Annotated in this window: 10 protein-coding genes; 4 read left to right on the top strand and 6 right to left on the bottom strand. The window is 60.6% G+C overall.

The features are described 5' to 3' along the window. Window position 1 precedes the first annotated feature (1 nt). The 4 genes from trpB to ACR9ZQ_RS25860 are packed head-to-tail and all read left to right on the top strand — an operon-like array spanning window position 2 to window position 4393. Window positions 2-1222, top strand: a complete 1221-nt coding sequence (trpB, locus tag ACR9ZQ_RS25875; protein WP_113322156.1) for a tryptophan synthase subunit beta — start codon at window positions 2-4, stop codon at window positions 1220-1222. A gap of 6 nt (window positions 1223-1228) precedes the next feature. Then, window positions 1229-2068 carry a tryptophan synthase subunit alpha gene (gene trpA / locus ACR9ZQ_RS25870; RefSeq protein WP_113322155.1) on the top strand — a complete coding sequence of 280 codons (840 nt, stop codon included), beginning with the start codon at window positions 1229-1231 and terminating at the stop codon, window positions 2066-2068. A gap of 39 nt (window positions 2069-2107) precedes the next feature. Beyond that, complete coding sequence (gene accD / locus ACR9ZQ_RS25865) at window positions 2108-3010, top strand: acetyl-CoA carboxylase, carboxyltransferase subunit beta (RefSeq protein WP_310389823.1); 903 nt, start codon at window positions 2108-2110, stop codon at window positions 3008-3010. A gap of 30 nt (window positions 3011-3040) precedes the next feature. Further along, a complete protein-coding gene (locus ACR9ZQ_RS25860) occupies window positions 3041-4393 on the top strand; it encodes a bifunctional folylpolyglutamate synthase/dihydrofolate synthase (RefSeq protein WP_310389825.1) in 1353 nt (450 codons plus the stop codon). Window positions 4394-4440: 47 nt separating this feature from the next. Here the strand turns inward: ACR9ZQ_RS25860 and trxA are convergent, their stop codons facing one another. The 6 genes from trxA to ACR9ZQ_RS25830 form a co-directional block, all read right to left on the bottom strand. Continuing rightward, window positions 4441-4761, bottom strand: a complete 321-nt coding sequence (gene trxA, locus ACR9ZQ_RS25855; protein WP_310389827.1) for a thioredoxin — start codon at window positions 4759-4761, stop codon at window positions 4441-4443. Window positions 4762-4836: 75 nt separating this feature from the next. Beyond that, the gene (gene addA, locus ACR9ZQ_RS25850) at window positions 4837-8382 is read right to left on the bottom strand and encodes a double-strand break repair helicase AddA (RefSeq protein ID WP_481429021.1); all 3546 of its coding nucleotides are present in this window, start codon (window positions 8380-8382) and stop codon (window positions 4837-4839) included. Next, on the bottom strand, window positions 8375-11563 hold the full coding sequence (addB, locus tag ACR9ZQ_RS25845) for a double-strand break repair protein AddB (protein ID WP_481429020.1): 3189 nt from the start codon (window positions 11561-11563) through the stop codon (window positions 8375-8377). The genes addA and addB overlap by 8 nt, the downstream gene beginning before the upstream one ends. A 3-nt stretch (window positions 11564-11566) precedes the next feature. Next, window positions 11567-12298, bottom strand: coding sequence for a nucleotidyltransferase family protein (locus ACR9ZQ_RS25840; RefSeq protein ID WP_481429019.1), 732 nt, complete (start codon window positions 12296-12298; stop codon window positions 11567-11569). A gap of 12 nt (window positions 12299-12310) precedes the next feature. Continuing rightward, window positions 12311-13822 carry a tRNA (adenosine(37)-N6)-threonylcarbamoyltransferase complex ATPase subunit type 1 TsaE gene (gene tsaE, locus ACR9ZQ_RS25835; protein WP_481429018.1) on the bottom strand — a complete coding sequence of 504 codons (1512 nt, stop codon included), beginning with the start codon at window positions 13820-13822 and terminating at the stop codon, window positions 12311-12313. Then, a complete protein-coding gene (locus ACR9ZQ_RS25830; RefSeq protein WP_481429017.1) occupies window positions 13819-16404 on the bottom strand; it encodes a sensor histidine kinase in 2586 nt (861 codons plus the stop codon). The genes tsaE and ACR9ZQ_RS25830 overlap by 4 nt, the downstream gene beginning before the upstream one ends. Window positions 16405-16417: the final 13 nt, after the last annotated feature.

Genomic DNA, 16417 nt, shown 5'->3' with positions numbered 1-16417 from the left:
AGTGAACGAGACGCCTAAACCGAATTCCTTCCGCGCCGGTCCGGACGAAGACGGACGCTTCGGCATTTATGGGGGCCGCTTCGTGGCCGAAACCCTGATGCCTTTGATCCTCGATTTGCAGGAGGAGTGGAACAAGGCGAAGGACGATCCGGAATTTCAGGCGGAACTGAAGCATCTCGGCACCCACTATATCGGCCGCCCGAGCCCCCTCTATTACGCCGAGCGCCTGACCCAGCATCTCGGCGGCGCCAAGATCTACTTCAAGCGTGAAGAGCTGAATCATACCGGCTCGCACAAGATCAACAATTGCATCGGCCAGATTCTGCTCGCCAAGCGCATGGGCAAGACGCGCATTATCGCCGAAACTGGTGCCGGCCAACACGGCGTGGCTTCCGCCACCGTCGCTGCCCGCTTCGGCTTTCCCTGTGTCGTCTACATGGGTGCCACCGACGTCGAGCGTCAGGCGCCGAACGTTTTCCGCATGAAGCTGCTGGGTGCCGAAGTAAAGCCTGTCACGGCCGGTAGCGGCACGCTGAAGGATGCGATGAATGAGGCGCTGCGTGACTGGGTCACCAACGTCGATGATACCTATTACCTGATCGGCACGGCCGCCGGCCCGCATCCCTATCCGGAGATGGTGCGGGATTTCCAGGCCGTTATCGGCACGGAAGCCAAGCAGCAGATCCTTGAGGCCGAAGGCCGCCTCCCAGATCTCGTCATAGCTGCGGTCGGCGGCGGTTCGAATGCGATCGGCATCTTCCATCCTTTCCTCGATGACAAGGACGTCAAGATCGTCGGCGTCGAAGCGGGCGGCAAGGGCTTGCAGGGCGATGAGCACTGCGCCTCGATCACAGCCGGCTCACCGGGCGTGCTGCACGGCAACCGCACCTATCTGCTGCAGGACAATGACGGTCAGATCAAGGAAGGCCATTCGATCTCGGCCGGCCTCGACTATCCTGGCATCGGCCCGGAACATTCGTGGCTCAACGATATCGGCCGCGCCGAATACGTGCCGATCATGGATCATGAGGCGCTCGAAGCCTTCCAGATACTGACTCGTCTCGAGGGCATCATTCCCGCGCTCGAGCCTTCGCATGCGCTTGCCGAAGTCATCAAGCGCGCGCCCAAGATGGGCAAGGACGAGATCATTCTGATGAACCTGTCCGGCCGTGGCGACAAGGACATCTTCACCGTCGGCAAGATCCTGGGAATGGGTGAGTAAAGAGACATGACCGCACGTATGGATAAACGCTTCGCCGATCTGAAGGCGGAAGGCCGCCCGGCGCTCGTAACCTATTTCATGGGTGGCGATCCCGATTACGAGACCTCGCTCGGCATCATGAAGGCGCTGCCGGAAGCCGGCTCCGATGTCATCGAACTCGGCATGCCCTTTTCCGATCCGATGGCCGATGGCCCGGCGATCCAGTTGGCCGGCCAGCGCGCCCTGAAGGGTGGTCAAACGCTGAAGAAGACGCTGCAGCTCGCTGCCGACTTCCGCAACACCAACGATGCAACGCCGATCGTCATGATGGGCTACTACAATCCGATCTATATCTACGGCGTCGAGAAGTTTCTCGACGATGCGCTGGCATCCGGCATCGACGGTCTGATCATCGTCGACCTGCCGCCGGAAATGGATGACGAGCTCTGCATCCCCGCGCTGAAGAAGGGCATCAATTTCATTCGTCTGGCAACACCGACGACGGATGAGAAGCGCCTGCCGACCGTGCTGAAGAACACGTCTGGCTTCGTCTATTACGTTTCTATGAACGGCATCACCGGTTCGGCTCTGCCGGATCCGTCGCTGATTTCGGGTGCGGTCAAGCGCATCAAGGACCATACCGATCTGCCCGTTTGCGTCGGCTTCGGCGTCAAGACGGCAGAGCACGCAAAGGTCATCGGTGCTTCGGCCGATGGTGTGGTTGTCGGTACCGCGATCGTCAATCAGGTAGCCAACACCCTGACGGCGGATGGAAAGGCGACGGCCGACACGGTTCAGGCCGTTGCGACACTCGTTCGCGGTCTTTCCACAGGAACGCGTTCGGCGCGCCTTGTTGCTGCCGAATAGTTTCCCCACATTGGCACTAGTCAATCAGGAGTATTCGAGTTGAACTGGATCACTAACTACGTTCGCCCGCGGATCAATTCCATGCTGGGCCGTCGCGAAGTGCCGGAGAACCTCTGGATCAAGTGCCCGGAAACGGGCGAGATGGTTTTTCACAAGGACCTGGAAAGCAACAAGTGGGTCATTCCCGCTTCCGGCTACCACATGAAGATGCCCGCAAAGGCGCGCCTTGCCGACCTGTTCGACAACGGCGAATACGAAGCTTTGCCGCAGCCGAAGGTCGCCCAGGATCCGCTAAAGTTCCGCGATTCCAAGAAGTATAGCGACCGTCTGCGCGACAGCCGCCTCAAGACCGAGCAGGAAGATACGATCCTCGCCGGTCTCGGCAGCGTGAAGGGCCTGAAGCTCGTCGCGGTCGTTCATGAATTCAATTTCATCGGTGGTTCGCTTGGCATGGCTGCCGGCGAAGCGATCGTCAAAGCCTTCGAACGCGCGATTGCGGAGAAGTGCCCGCTCGTCATGTTCCCGGCTTCGGGCGGCGCGCGTATGCAGGAAGGCATTCTATCCTTGATGCAGCTGCCGCGCACGACGGTGGCCGTCGACATGCTCAAGGAAGCAGGCCAGCCCTACATCGTGGTTCTGACAAACCCGACCACCGGCGGCGTAACGGCCTCTTACGCCATGCTTGGCGATATTCATCTGGCGGAACCGGGTGCCGAAATAGGCTTTGCCGGCAAGCGCGTCATCGAACAGACGCTGCGTGAAAAGCTCCCCGAGGGCTTCCAGACCTCGGAATATCTGCTGGAACACGGCGTGGTCGACATGGTCGTCAAGCGTCATGATATTCCAGAGACGCTGGCGCGTCTGTTGAAAATCCTGACCAAGAAGCCGGCTGCGGCGGCAAATGATGCCAATGGAGTGATTGCTCTGGCGGCGAGCGCCTGAGCAGCAGATCTCACAGAATAGGGCGGGCCGATGACAGACAGAGGCCAGATCGCGGTGAGTGAGGCGGCGCAGGAAATCGAAAAGCTCATGGGATTGCATCCCAAGGGCTACGATTTGTCATTAGCCCGCATCAAGCGCCTTCTGGAGGCGCTTGGCAATCCGGAGCGGAACCTTCCCCCCGTCATCCATATCGCCGGCACCAACGGCAAGGGCTCGACATCGGCTTTCTGCCGCGCGCTTCTGGAAGCGGGCGGCTACAGCGCCCATGTCCATACCTCTCCGCATCTCGTTAACTGGCATGAACGTTACCGTCTGGGTGTTCCAGGCGGGCGTGGTCAACTGGTTGATGATGCCGTTTTCGCAGAAGCTTTGCGACGCGTGGCGAAGGCCAATGGCGGGGAGAAGATCACCGTCTTTGAAGTACTCACGGCCGTCACTTTCATTCTTTTCTCTGAACATCCGGCCGATGCCGCAATCATCGAGGTCGGTCTCGGCGGTCGTTTCGACGCGACGAACGTCATCGAGGATCCTGCCGTTTCGGTCATCATGCCGATCTCACTCGATCATCAGCCCTATCTCGGAGACCGGGTGGAGCTGATCGCTGCGGAAAAGGCAGGCATCATGAAGCGCGGCCATTCCGTCGTCATTGGCCATCAGGAGTATGACGCAGCCCTTGACGTGCTAATGTCGACGGCCGAGCGGTTGCACTGCCCGAGCGCCGTTTTCGGCCAGGATTTCATCGCGCATGAGGAATATGGCCGGCTGATCTATCAGGATGATTTCGGCCTCGCGGATCTGCCTTTGCCGCGCCTTCCCGGTCGCCATCAATATGCCAATGCAGCCGCCGCCATCAGGGCTGTCAAGGCTGCAGGCTTTACCGTCACCGAACCGATGATGGAAAAGGCAATGGAAACGGTGGAGTGGCCCGGCCGCCTGCAGAAATTGACGGAAGGCAGGCTTCTGAGCCACGCGCCGGCACGGTCGGAAATCTGGGTTGATGGCGGCCATAATCCGGGTGCTGGTGAAGTTATTGCCGAAGCCATGGCAAATTTCGAAGAGCGCCAGTCCCGTCCGCTGTTCCTGATATCGGGTATGATCAACACCAAGGACCCGGTCGGCTATTTCAAGGCCTTTGCAGATCTGGCGGAGAAGATCTATTGCGTGCCGATCCGCGGCAGCGAGGCGATGATCGATCCGGTGATTCTGGCCCACGCCGCCTATGATGCCGGGCTTGTGGCCGAACCGATGTCATCAGTCACCGACGCCCTGGACGCCATCGCTTCGAGCGTCGACCCGGAGGCGGCGCCGCCACGTATCCTCATCGGCGGCTCTCTTTATCTCGTCGGCGACGTGCTGGCGGAAAACGGCACACCCCCTAAATGAAAAAGCCCGGCATTTGCCGGGCTTTTTGCATCGAACTATCGATATCATCAGGCTGCGCTGGAAATCCAATTGGAAAGCGCCGTCTTCGGCTTTGCACCGATGGAGATATCGGCAACTTCGCCGCCCTTGAAGATTGCAAGCGTCGGGATCGAGCGAACACCGAACTGGGCAGCCAGTTCCGGGTTTTCATCGATGTTGAGCTTGGCAACCTTGACCTTGCCGGCCATTTCCGTGGCGATTTCTTCGAGGCTCGGAGCAATCATTTTGCACGGACCGCACCATTCAGCCCAGAAATCGACGACGACTGGTTCTGCGGACTCCAGAACTTCCGACTGGAAGTTGTTGATATCGACCTTAACGGTAGCCATAGGCTGCTCCTTTACCGGAATTTGCTGTTGCGTAACATGTGAGGGTGCGGTGCCGGAATTTCAATGTCCGATATTTCACTTTGTGTTGAGTCCCGCAAGTGCCGAAGCCAAAGCCTGTTCGCCAAGAGTATGGATGGTCGCATTTTCCGTATAGACCAGCATGCAATCGATCCGTTTGGCAGGATAGAGCGGCTTCAATATTTCCCGATAGATCGCAAGCTGCGCCTTGTGCGCAAAAGGGATTTTGTCTTCGTTTGTCGGTGGAACGCGATTTGTCTTGTAGTCCAGAATGACGACGCTGTCTGGCAGGACAGCAAGCCGGTCAATCCGGCCGGAGACGGCATATTCCCGGCCTTCCAGCGTCAAGGTTCCCATGATCGAAATTTCCGCCTGGGCATGAACGTTGAAGATGGCTTGAAGTCTTTCATCTTGCAAAAGTTTCACAACCGAATCGACTAGAGCCTGACGCTCGATGGCCGGCCAGAATCGCGCTGCGCGTTCAGCATAACGCGTTGCTGCATCGGCCCGCTCCTCCGCTGGAATATCGGGAAGAGCCTGGAGCATCCGATGGATAAGACGGCCCTTTTCCAGGGAACGATCGCTGCCCTCTTGATCGCCGAAGAGCGGCGAGGTCACCAAGAGATCATCGGCCTCCTCATCGATGATCGTTCCGGCACCGGAAGGGCTAAGCGGCCGCGGCAGTTGTTTTTGCGGCGGCAAAGGGCGGAAAAGGTCCGGGGGGACCGTTTCGACAGTTGCCTGTTCAGGCGCACGGTCCATTCGCTCGAAGCTGCGCTCGACCTGCGGCACACGCCAGCGCATGCCGTCCCACTCGCCATCCGGGCCCGCGAAAGTCGCCTTTTCGACATGCGGATGCTCCGCGTCGAGCGCGGTGGAAATCATCATATGCCAGGTGTCGGTGTTCAGCCGCACGCCGCGATAGCCGCAGACGATCAGCCGGTCGGCGGCGCGTGTCATCGCCACGTAGAGCAGGCGCCGGTATTCCTCTTCGGCAAGAAGCTGGATGCGCGCTGCATCGGTCAACGTCAGCGAATTGCCGAGATCACTGACGGGAATCCACACCGGTATCGGCGGCTCGTCCGGCCCGGCATCAAGCAACCGGAGCTTTGGCAGGTGGGTGTGGGTAAAAGCCTTGGAGCCGCCATCGACCAGAAAGACGATTGGCGCTTCGAGACCTTTGGAGGCATGCACCGTCATGATGCGCACCTCGTTGCGGCCCTTGTCCTGTTCGCGCTTCACTTCCGGCGCTTCAAGCTCAAGCGTCGAGATGAAGGATTGCAGGCCGGGGAGACCCGATGTCTCGTGGTCGAGCGCAAAGGTCAGGAATTCGTCGAGGATATCGCTGACTTCGGTACCGAGCCGCGCCAGAAACTGCCGCCGGCCGCCATGACTGCCGAGGACACGGGCATAGAAATCATGGACCGAAAGGCTTCGGGACTGGGCAAGAAAGAGCTCCAGCCTTGCGACGGCCGCGCCGAGGCGCTCATTGCCGTCGGCGGCATATTTGCGAAGATGGTGCCAGACGCTTTCATGGTCGTCGCGCAGCGCCGCAACCGCAAAAATATCCTCTTCCGAAAGATTGAAGAGAGGGCTTTTCAGGAGAGCGGCGAGCGAAAGATCGTCTTCCGGCAGGAGCAGAAAACGGCCGAGCGCCAGCAGATCCTGTACGGCGATATGACTGGTCAGCACCAGCCGGTCCGCGCCGGCGACGGGGATGTCGCCACGCCGCTTCAGTTCACGCGTCAGCGCATTGACGAAGGCGTCGCGTTTGCGGACGAGAACGAGGATATCGCCGGCTTCTATGAAGCGTTCCTTGCCCTTTTCGACGATCGTTTCGCGTCCGACGAGATTACCGATCGTATGAGCGATGCGCCGTGCAAGAATGGCGGCCGGCGCGCTCTCGGGCGTCGCATCGAAGGGAGCGGTCCAGTCCTCCTCCTTTACCACGACATCGGGCACGACCATCTCCCAGAGATCGACGGCCCCAGGATGGCCGATACGGCTGGAGCGATGAACGACCGGCTCGGTGCCGAGGCCGCGTGCATTCTCCGGTGGGGTGAAGATGTGATCGACAGCGAGCAGAACGTCGGAGGTAGAGCGGAAGGACAGCGGCAGGCGAACGGTCGAGAAGGCGAGGCCGCTGTTCTGCACGCGACGCTGCGTTCGTTCCTTCTCCTCGGAAAACCGTTCCGGCCGCGCGCCCTGGAAGGAATAGATCGACTGTTTCTCGTCACCGACGGCAAACAGTGTCCGGACGAGAGGCCGCGAACTTTCTCCTGAGAAGAAATCCTCCGCCAGCGACTGGATGACGCTCCATTGAACAGGGCTGGTATCCTGCGCCTCGTCGACGAGGATATGGTCGATACCCTGATCGAGCTTGTAATGGATCCACGGACCGACGCCACTCTTGGTGAGCAGGTCCGCAGTGCGGGTGATCAGGTCCTCGAAGTCGAGATGGCTGCGCTGTTTTTTCAGCTCCTCATAATCCCGGTTCAGACGGTCCGCGAGCACGAGAGCGGCATGGGTTGCTGTGTGCATCCGCATCAATTTCAGCCGGTCGCGGCAATTGACGACATGCGCACGCGCAGAGGCGATAGCATCGCCAAGCTGCGGCGCTTCGGCAAGCATCACCTTGACAAAGAATTGCCCGTCCGTCTTCGGCTCACCTTTCGATGTCAGGAAAACTTTCTCCAGAATCTGCGCGCGCGCGGTAACATCCCGTTCGCGGGCGGCGCGACGCAAGCCCTCGGCGACGTCTTGAGCCTTCGCGCCACCCTTTGTAGCGGCGAGCGAAAGATAAAGTTCCAGCACCGCATCCGAGAGACCCGGCAAGGGCCAGTATCGCTCGGCCAGCCCCTCTTCCGTATCATCAGGTGAAAGCCCGAGTTTCTTTCGCAGCAACTTGTCGGCGCCGCCATGCTGTTCGGCAGTGGTTATGAAGCGGCGTATGGCGTTGCGGTTGGCAACGATCTCGCCGAGCAGATTTTCAAGCCCGGATTCATCACCGAGATTAAGCACATAGGTGAAGGCACCAGCGAGGTTCCGGTCGTTCTCCGGTGCCGTTGCCGTCAAAAGTGAACGCCGCGCATCGGCAAGCAGCGTCTCTGCCGCCCGGTCGTCGAGAACCGAGAAGTGCCCGGCGACGTTTGCTTCCAGCGGAAACTGGTGCAGCAGTGCTTCGCAGAAGGCGTGGATCGTCTGGATCTTCAGACCACCCGGTGTCTCCAGTGCCTTGGCAAACAGTCGTCTTGCTTCCGCAAGCTTCAGGGAATCCGGCTCACGACCTTCGATCTGGGTGATGCGCTTGGCAAGTTCCTCATCCGGAAAAATCGCCCATTCTGCCAGCCGCTCGAAAACGCGGTTCGACATTTCGGAGGCGGCAGCCTTCGTATAGGTGAGGCAGAGAATGGCGGAAGGCCGTGCCCCGGCAAGCAGCAGCCGGATCACCCGCTGGGTCAGAACATGCGTTTTGCCGGAGCCGGCATTGGCCGACACCCAGGCAGAACGGGCCGGATCAGAAGCGATCGCCTGCTGGATCGTCGTCCAGCCGATCCAGGTACCGGGATCGTCACCCTCCGGAAGCGCGGTCGGATCATTCATCGCCTCCTCCTTCCGGGTCAGCAGTTGCCCATTCCGCAACGCGGGCAAGATGATCGTAATCGCCGCCGAAATCGAATTGTTGGGCAGGGATCAGCCGCGAGGTAAAACCCTTCTCGCCGGACTGCAGCAGGGTGACGAATTTTACCAGCTGGTCGATCGATTCTTCGGCAAGCTGCATTGCCGATTTTGCCTTGTCGCTGTTGGCCTCCTCGTTATTGACCTTGTCCACCAGGAAGCGGCTGCCCGGCCGCAAGCGGACATAGAGGAGGTCGTTCGGTACAAGGCTGCCGGCATCACGGAAGGCGCCGGCCTGAAGGGCAGCGGCCTCAAGCGCGAGCTGCGGGTCGAGCAAGGCGCGGGCCTGTGTCGGAGAGGGGTTGTAGCCAGTCTTGTAGTCTATGATGTCGGCGCTGTTTGGCCCCTTGATATCGATACGGTCGGCAACGCCGGTGAGCCGGATATCGATCCCATCGAGTTCGACACCGCCCCTCACTTCCGTCAGCCTCTTTTGCACATCGGGCTGCCGCCCGGCCTCCCATTTCAGGAAAGCGCGCGCGACTTCGCGGAAGCGCGGCCGCCAGACGGCGTCGATATGCGGCGGCAACTGCTCCATGTCGAAGAGTTCGGTCAGGATGATTTCCATCGCCGCTGCCGCCTCCGGCGTTCCTGCTGTATGGTCTTCGCGAACAAAGCGATCGATAATCTTGTGGTAGAGAGTACCGCGTTCCGCTGCGCCCGGATCGCGATTGAATGGGTCGACGGGATCGAGCCGCAGCACGCGCCGCGCATAAATCGCATAGGGGTCGCGGCGCAGCCGACCGACTTCGCTGAAGGAATAGGATTTGGGCTGCAGTTCCCGTGGCGGCTTGGGAGAGGGCCTCTGCGCTGGCGCCTGATTGTCGCCGAGGTCTATCTGGTTTGCCCAGTGAACGAAGCGCGCGCCCCGCTTGCGCAATTGCTCTTCGAAATCTTCGCCGCCGAGCGCCAGCAGCCGTTGCAGCCACCGGGAGGCGACCGTTGGCGTCGAACCCTGGCGCAAGGCGCGTGAATAGATCAGATGGCGCGTCCCGTTCGCCATCTCGAAATCATGCGCCAGCTGGCCGATGCGCCGTTCCGGCGGCTCCAGCCCGATTTCTGTCTTCATCATACGGGAGACGAAGGGATTGTTGGCGGTCTGTCCTGGCCATGATCCTTCATTGAGGCTGCCGAGTATCAGCGTATCGACATTCTGCAGGCGCGCTTCCAGCGTCCCGAAAATAAAGAGGCGAGGGTGGCTGAGGGCACCGGGCTTGACGGCATGGCCGGCGGAGAGCGCCACCATGATATCGATCCATTGCGGCCCATCCGCTTCCATCTGGCCATCGGTATCGATGACTTCGCCAAGCAGGCTCGCCAGGGCATCGCCCGCTTCACCGGACCAGAGGCCTGCCAGATTGCCATGTTCGTCGGCAGCGATACCTTCCAGGGCGCGGCCCGTCCGTTCGGCCCATTGCGAGAGCGAGATGCCGGTCGTCAGGCCATCATCATCCCCACGATGCCGCACGAGCGCCGATACCAGTGGTTCCACGGCACGTTCAACTTTCTGGGCTAACCTGCGGGCCATCTCCGCTGCTTCAGATGGCAGCGATTTGCGCCACACCGGCACGTGCCTGTCGAGCGCTTGCTCCGAAAGCTGATGGTCGAGCAGCTGTTCGAGCGATCCGATATCAACCTCCGTCACGCCGCCGCGCAGCGCCAGCAACTCCAATGCCTCGACAGCCCCGGTCAGAAAGCCGCGCTCCAGCCCGAAGCGGGCAAGCGGATGTTTGAGCAGCGAAACGATGGCGACCGGATCGCCGGGACGCAGAGTTGATTCCAGGAGCAATTGCAGCAGCGTGCCCTGCGGCGTTGCCGAAAGTGGCGTACCGGCTGAATCGTCGGCGAGAATGCCGAAGCGGGAAAGCTCCGCCATAACACGGCGCGCCAGATTGCGGTCTGGCGTAATAAGCGCAGCTCTGCTTTCGCCATCGCTGCCCGGCTGTTCCAGTGCAAGCCGCAGAGCAACGGCAATCGCCGTCGCCTCCTCGCGCTCGTTGGCGGCTTCGATCATCGATACGTCCGCGAATGCCGCGGCAACGGTCCCTTCCGGCAGGTCTTTTTTCCAATCGCCCCAGCCGCTCGTCGCCTCTGATGGAGTAAGCGCCCGCGAGAGGACTTCCGCCCGAGAGCGCAGATCGGCTTCCGCTTCCTCGATCGGCTGAACGTCCTCGCGGCTGAGTTTCAGCCGTTTCAGCAGAACGGAAAGACCATACTGCGGATGCGTGCGGCTTGCCGGGTTGGCCCGTTGACCCGGCAGGAGATCAGGAGCGACCAGAGACCAGTGCTCCTCCGGCATGGAAAGGTCGAGGCCGGGCAACACGATCACGCCTTCCGGAAGGTTCGCCACGGCGCCGATGAGATCGGCCGTGGCAGGAAGCGAACCCGTCGAGCCGGCGATGATGATCGGACCGGCAGGCTTCATCATCGAGAGACGGCCGGCCTCGGCGCGCAGGATGGCATTGCGATGGCGGGCCGGCGACGATCGGCCAAGTTCGATCAGGCGTTCCGGCCAGAAGGCACTGGCGATCTGCAGGAACTCCGCCGTCAATTGCCACCAGGCCGCATAATCACCCGTATCAAGCTTGCCGAGTTCAGACCATGCAAGATCCTCGGTTTCGATCGAATCGATCAATTCCGCCAGATTGCGGGCAAGCCAGATGGCATCCGCCGGGCTTGCCGGCGCGACGAGAGGCGATTCCGAATGGATATGCCGGACGATCTCCGGCAGCTTGTTGCGCCAGGCAAGGATCAGCCGGGCCAGTTCCAGAAGGCGCGCGGTATTGGAAAGCGGCTGGGCAAGATCGATCGTCGCGGGCAGCGCCTCGTCAAAATAGCCGCTGTCGTCGTCCGTCTCTCCCAGTGGCCGGATGACCGGCAGGATCGCCGAGCGGCCGCCGAGCAGATCGACGAATTCCGAACGCAGGACACGTACGGCGCGCCGGGTCGGCAGATAGATCGTCACCTTGGCAAGCGAAAGCGGATCAGCGGGATCATGCCGGAAAAGAGGTGTCAGGCGTCCGTCACAAAGCGAACTTGCCAGCGTCTTCAGGAAGGGGAGGCCGGATGGGATCGTCAGAATGCGTGGCCGGTGCCGCTCTACCATGCGTCACGCAAACGTCCGGAACCGCCGGATCGTCTCCTCCGCATCGTCAATAGCGTCAGGCGTGCCGACCGTCAGCCAATGGCCTTCCATCATCATGCCGAAAAGCCGGCCGCGGGCGATCGCCTTGTCGAAATAGATATTGAGGTTGAAGGCTTCCTCGGGTGCATCGTCCAGCAGTGCGGGGCGCATGACGATCGCACCGGCATAGACAACTGGATTGGAGGGATCGTCACGATAGCGCGTCAATCGACCGTCAGGTCCCAGGCTGAAATCATTCTTGCCGTTATGCCCCGTCGTGTCCTTGATGCGCACGCATAGCAGGGCCATATCCATGCGTTCGGCATCGAAGAATCCGGCTAATCGTCGCAGATTGCTTGGTTGACCCGCCGGCTCGCCGATCCAGAAAAGATCGGCATTCATGACGAAGACCAGTTCGCGGCCGAGCAGCTTCAGCCCCTTTGCCAGTCCGCCGCCGGAATCCATCAGCGCCTCGCGCTCGTCGGAAACGAGGATATCAAGCCCGGGATAGCTCTTAAGGTGAGCTTCCATCTGGTCGGCGAAATGATGGACATTGACGGCCGCTCGCTCCACACCGGCTTCGACAAGCGAATCCAGCGCATAGTTGATCATCGGCTTTTCGCCGATCTTCACCAGAGGCTTCGGAATCGTGTTGGTAATCGGGCGCATGCGGGTTCCGAGCCCCGCGGCCAGTACCATGGCTTGTCTGATGGTCATACTGATCCGGTCTTATGATTCGACTGGGACTATTCCAGCCCTTGCGCACCATTCGCGCAAGGGGGCAAGCGCCTCGTGTTCCAGCGCCACCTCCAGATAAGACAGCGTACGCGGCATATGTTGCAGATAGCCGGGTTTGCCGTCCCGCTGCAAGAGCCGCACCCATAGGCCGGCAAGTTTGCAGTTGCGTTGCGCCGACATGATAGCCCATGCCTTCATAAACCCAGCTTCGTCAAAACCGCCCTGGGCCTGTCGGAGCGAAAGGTAGTCGTCCATTAACTGACGGAAGAGATCCGGTTCGATCGTGACGCGGGCGTCTTGAACGATGGAAGCAAGATCATATGCGGTCGGTCCGATCATCGCATCCTGGAAGTCGATGATGCCGATCTTGCGGATGCCGCTTTCATGTTCCCGCCAGATGATGTTGGGCGAATGGAAGTCGCGTAGCAGCAGGTTCTTTTCGGCCGATTGCAGCTCGTCGATCAAATGGTCCCAGATCGCGAGATACTCTTCGCGCTCGGCATCCGTCGGCGCCGTGCCACGTTTCCAGGCAATATGCCAGTCGAGTATCAGCCGCACTTCCATCTTCATCGCCACGCGATCGAAGTCTGGAATGTGATGCGTATGCGCGGTAGAAACCGGGATGCCCTGCGGGATCTGCATCGAATGAAGATGGGCAAGGCAGCCAACGCTTTGCCGATAACGCTCGGCGATCGGCCGTCCGTCCTCATCCAGCACGCCTTCGGTACCGAGATCCTCAATCAGCAATATGCCCTGTTCGTAATCGACCTTGTAGATCTCCGGCGTCGCAAAGCCCCGCTCGCGCAATGCATCGGCGATCGCGACGAAAGGATAGGCATCCTGTGCCAGATGCGCGACCTTGGGGTAGGGCTTGCCTTCATAGACCGGCGGTCCTTCGGGATGCGGCCGCCAGTCCATGAGTATCTTTCGCGAAGCGTCGCTCGGATAGACGTATTCGTAGGCCCGAAGCGAGGCATCCCCGGTCAGGAATCGGCGTTTGGCTTCTCCGTAACCGGCATCGGCAAGGAAGCCGCGGATCGCGAGCACGCGGTGGATACGGTCTGCAGTTTTCTCCGGCGCCGTGATCGCGGCACGGCGGCCGGTACCTTCATGTTCGAGGCGCAGGGAGATGCGCGATACGGGCAACTCACCTTCCGCCATCTCGGGCCATTCGACGATGCAGATGCCGTTTTCCAGCGCTTCGTCGAAGCCGAGCTCCGTCAGTTCCGAGGGGTCGCCGAGCCGGTAGAGATCGAAATGCGAGACGGGAATGCGCAGATCGTAGGATTGCACCAGCGTGAAAGTCGGGCTTGGAACTTCCAGCCCTTCATCATCAGCCATGGTGCGCAGGAAAGCCCGCGCCAGTGAGGATTTTCCGGCGCCGAGATCGCCCGACAGCGCCAAGCAATCACCGGCTTTCAGCGCCAGCGCCAGATCATTGCCGAGGCGGAGGGTTGCCGCCTCGTCTTCCAGGAAAAGCGAGATGACGTCGACTTGCGTCATTCGGCAGCGACGGAATGCGGCAGGTTGATGGAGGGGATGCGGCAGGTCACCGTTGTTCCCCTGCCGGGCTCGCTGTCGATGCTGACTTCGCCATTATGCAGGCTGACGAAGCTGTCGACGATCGAGAGGCCAAGCCCGGCGCCGCCACGCTTTCCACTCTTGGCCCCGGTTGCGAAACGGTCGAAAACGGTCGCGATCATATCGGGCGAAATACCGGGGCCGCGATCCCGCACCGAGAAGACGAAGTCCGTACCTTCTCGGCGGCATTCCAGCGCAATCGATGCGCCCTCGGGCGAGAAATTGGCGGCATTGGCCAGAAGCTTCAGCAGGATCTGCTTCAGCCGCTGCGGATCGGCAACGATCGAGCCCAGATAGGCGGGCGCGGTGATCTCCAGCGAAACGCCGCTCTCCTGCAGCCTGTCGGCGATCTGCATGGAAACGTCGTCGAGAAGATCGGCGAGATCGATTTCCGCATAGTTCAGCCGCATGATGCCGGCATCGACGGTCGCAAGATCAAGGATGTCGTTGACGAGCGTCAAGAGCACCGAGGACGAGGTGGCGATATGGTCGATATATTCGGCTTGCCGCTCGTTCAGCGGGCCTACGCCCGGCGTGCGCAGCAGATCGGTGAAGCCGATGATGTTCGTCAGCGGCGAGCGCAGCTCATAGGAGACGTGCTGCACGAAGTCATTCTTCAGCTCGTCCGCCTTGCGCAGCGCCTCGTTCTTTTCCGTCAGCGCCCGTTCGGCTCGTACGCTGTCGGTCATGTTGACGAAGGTCAGCATGGTCTGAGCGTTGGGCAGCGGGATGACAGCAAAGTCGAGCACGAGGCCGGACAGCAGTTCGAGCGTTCCCTGGCTGGAACGACGCTCGTCGTCGAAGCTGGTGATCAACTCTGCAAAGGTCTTCCAGCCGTCGGGCTGGTCATAGGACGGGGCGCAAGCCTCGCCGATGCCACGGATATGCGTGCCGGGCTTGGCTTCAGTCTCCGTGATGCCCCAGAGCGCCCGGAAGGCGGGGTTGGAGAGGCGGATACGGCCGTCAGGCCCGAAGACGGCAACGCCTTCCGAAAGGTGATCAATCGTCTCGCCTTGTACCTTCACCAGCGTATTGTAGCGCGTTTCGAGATCGACCTGCTCGGTCAGGTTCTCGAAGACCCATGTCGCGCCACCCTGCGGATGCGCGGTCGCAAAGACGCGCAGCGTCTGTCCGTTCGGCAGGTGCCAGAGGTCGGATTGCGTATCGAGCGAACGATAGACGGAAAGCGCCGTTTCCTTCCACGATTTCCAGTTCAGTTGGTCCGGCAGTTTCTTGGCTGCACGAAGGCGTTCCAGAAGTTCGCTATTGTCAGGCTTGCTTTCGAGGAACGCGATATCGAGCTCCCAGAGCGACACGAAGGCCTGATTGTAGAATTGCAGCCGGCGGTCGCCGCCGAAAATGGCGACGGGTGTCGCCAGATGATCGAGTGTTTCAGCATGGCTCTTAAGCGTCCGCTCCAGTTCAGCGCGAACCGCTTCGATATCGGAAACATCGACGGCAAGGCCGGCCGAGCCGCTGGGGACCTTTACGTCGACCACATCAAAGAACGTGCGGTTGCCGCGCACGACTGTCGAAATCGTGTCGTGGAAAGGCGATTCCGGCGTTGCCGTGGCGTGGATGCGCTCGCGCGCGATCGTCGTCAGGATTTCACGGCCTTCATTGACGGCCTGCTGCGGCGATTGCGCTTCCACGGCATCGCCATAGGCATGGTTCACCCAGGTCAGACGCCCGACGGTATCACGCTGCCAGGCCGGCATATCGATGGCGTCGAGCATGGTTTGAAAGGCGGAGATCGACGTCATCAGCCGATCGCGCTCGATCTTCAGTTCAGCCAGCTCGGCGCGCAGATTGTTGAGCGCCACGAAGCGCACGAAGGCGCGACCGCCGGAAACCCGGCCTTGTGCTTCGATTACCTCGTCTCTGATAGTCTCGATCACCATGTCGAAACTTTCGGCCTGTTCACGGAGACGGCCGACCGCCCGCTCCAGCTCGGAAGCCGATCGCGCCTTCAGCCAGAGACCGAAGGCAAGGAATTCATTGTCCTGTGGAGCGCCGGTTTCCGGCGGAAGCTGACCGAGGAGTTCCGGTCGGGCGACGCCATCCCAGATGACGATGCGCCGGTTCTTGTCGGCAATGAGCGCCTCATATTGGGAGATGCGCTGCTGCGCGTCCGAAAGCGCCGAGCGGATCTCGCGGCTTTCATTTTCGAGATTGCCGCGCTGGCGCACCAGCCAGAGCGTCGAAAGCAGGGCGGCTGAAATGACGCCAATGACGACGGAAAGGCCGACGACTTGCGAGGAGGTGAAAAGATGTGCTGACGCACCAATATCTGGCTGCGCCTGCGCCAGAGCCGGCCAAGCCGGTGCGACGACTGCAGTGCTCGCAGCGCACAGCTTTGCAATACGTGCCAAAGACCAATGCTTTTGCCTTGCAGTCACAAGGACCGCGGCAAACCTATATTTTTGGCCTGCCTGAAGCGGACGGTCCGCGGCATATGCGCGACCCTCCACCTGGCTGGGCAGGCTGTGTTTCATTTCCGACATCCTCGGTATGTCT

The sequence above is a fragment of the Rhizobium sp. KNZ14-9A genome, from assembly GCF_056755015.1.
Note: the sequence above shows the minus strand (reverse complement) of the source record. Positions and strands in the feature narration are given on the sequence as shown.

Bases quoted from the DNA above. Each gene is read 5' to 3' on its own strand.
- ACR9ZQ_RS25860 (WP_310389825.1), top strand. From the start codon at position 3,041: ATGACAGACAGAGGCCAGATCGCGGTGAGTGAGGCGGCGCAGGAAATC.
- tsaE (WP_481429018.1), bottom strand. From the start codon at position 13,822: ATGACGCAAGTCGACGTCATCTCGCTTTTCCTGGAAGACGAGGCGGCA.
- trxA (WP_310389827.1), bottom strand. From the start codon at position 4,761: ATGGCTACCGTTAAGGTCGATATCAACAACTTCCAGTCGGAAGTTCTG.
- addB (WP_481429020.1), bottom strand. From the start codon at position 11,563: ATGGTAGAGCGGCACCGGCCACGCATTCTGACGATCCCATCCGGCCTC.
- ACR9ZQ_RS25830 (WP_481429017.1), bottom strand. From the start codon at position 16,404: ATGTCGGAAATGAAACACAGCCTGCCCAGCCAGGTGGAGGGTCGCGCA.
- addA (WP_481429021.1), bottom strand. From the start codon at position 8,382: ATGAATGATCCGACCGCGCTTCCGGAGGGTGACGATCCCGGTACCTGG.
- ACR9ZQ_RS25840 (WP_481429019.1), bottom strand. From the start codon at position 12,298: ATGACCATCAGACAAGCCATGGTACTGGCCGCGGGGCTCGGAACCCGC.
- trpA (WP_113322155.1), top strand. From the start codon at position 1,229: ATGACCGCACGTATGGATAAACGCTTCGCCGATCTGAAGGCGGAAGGC.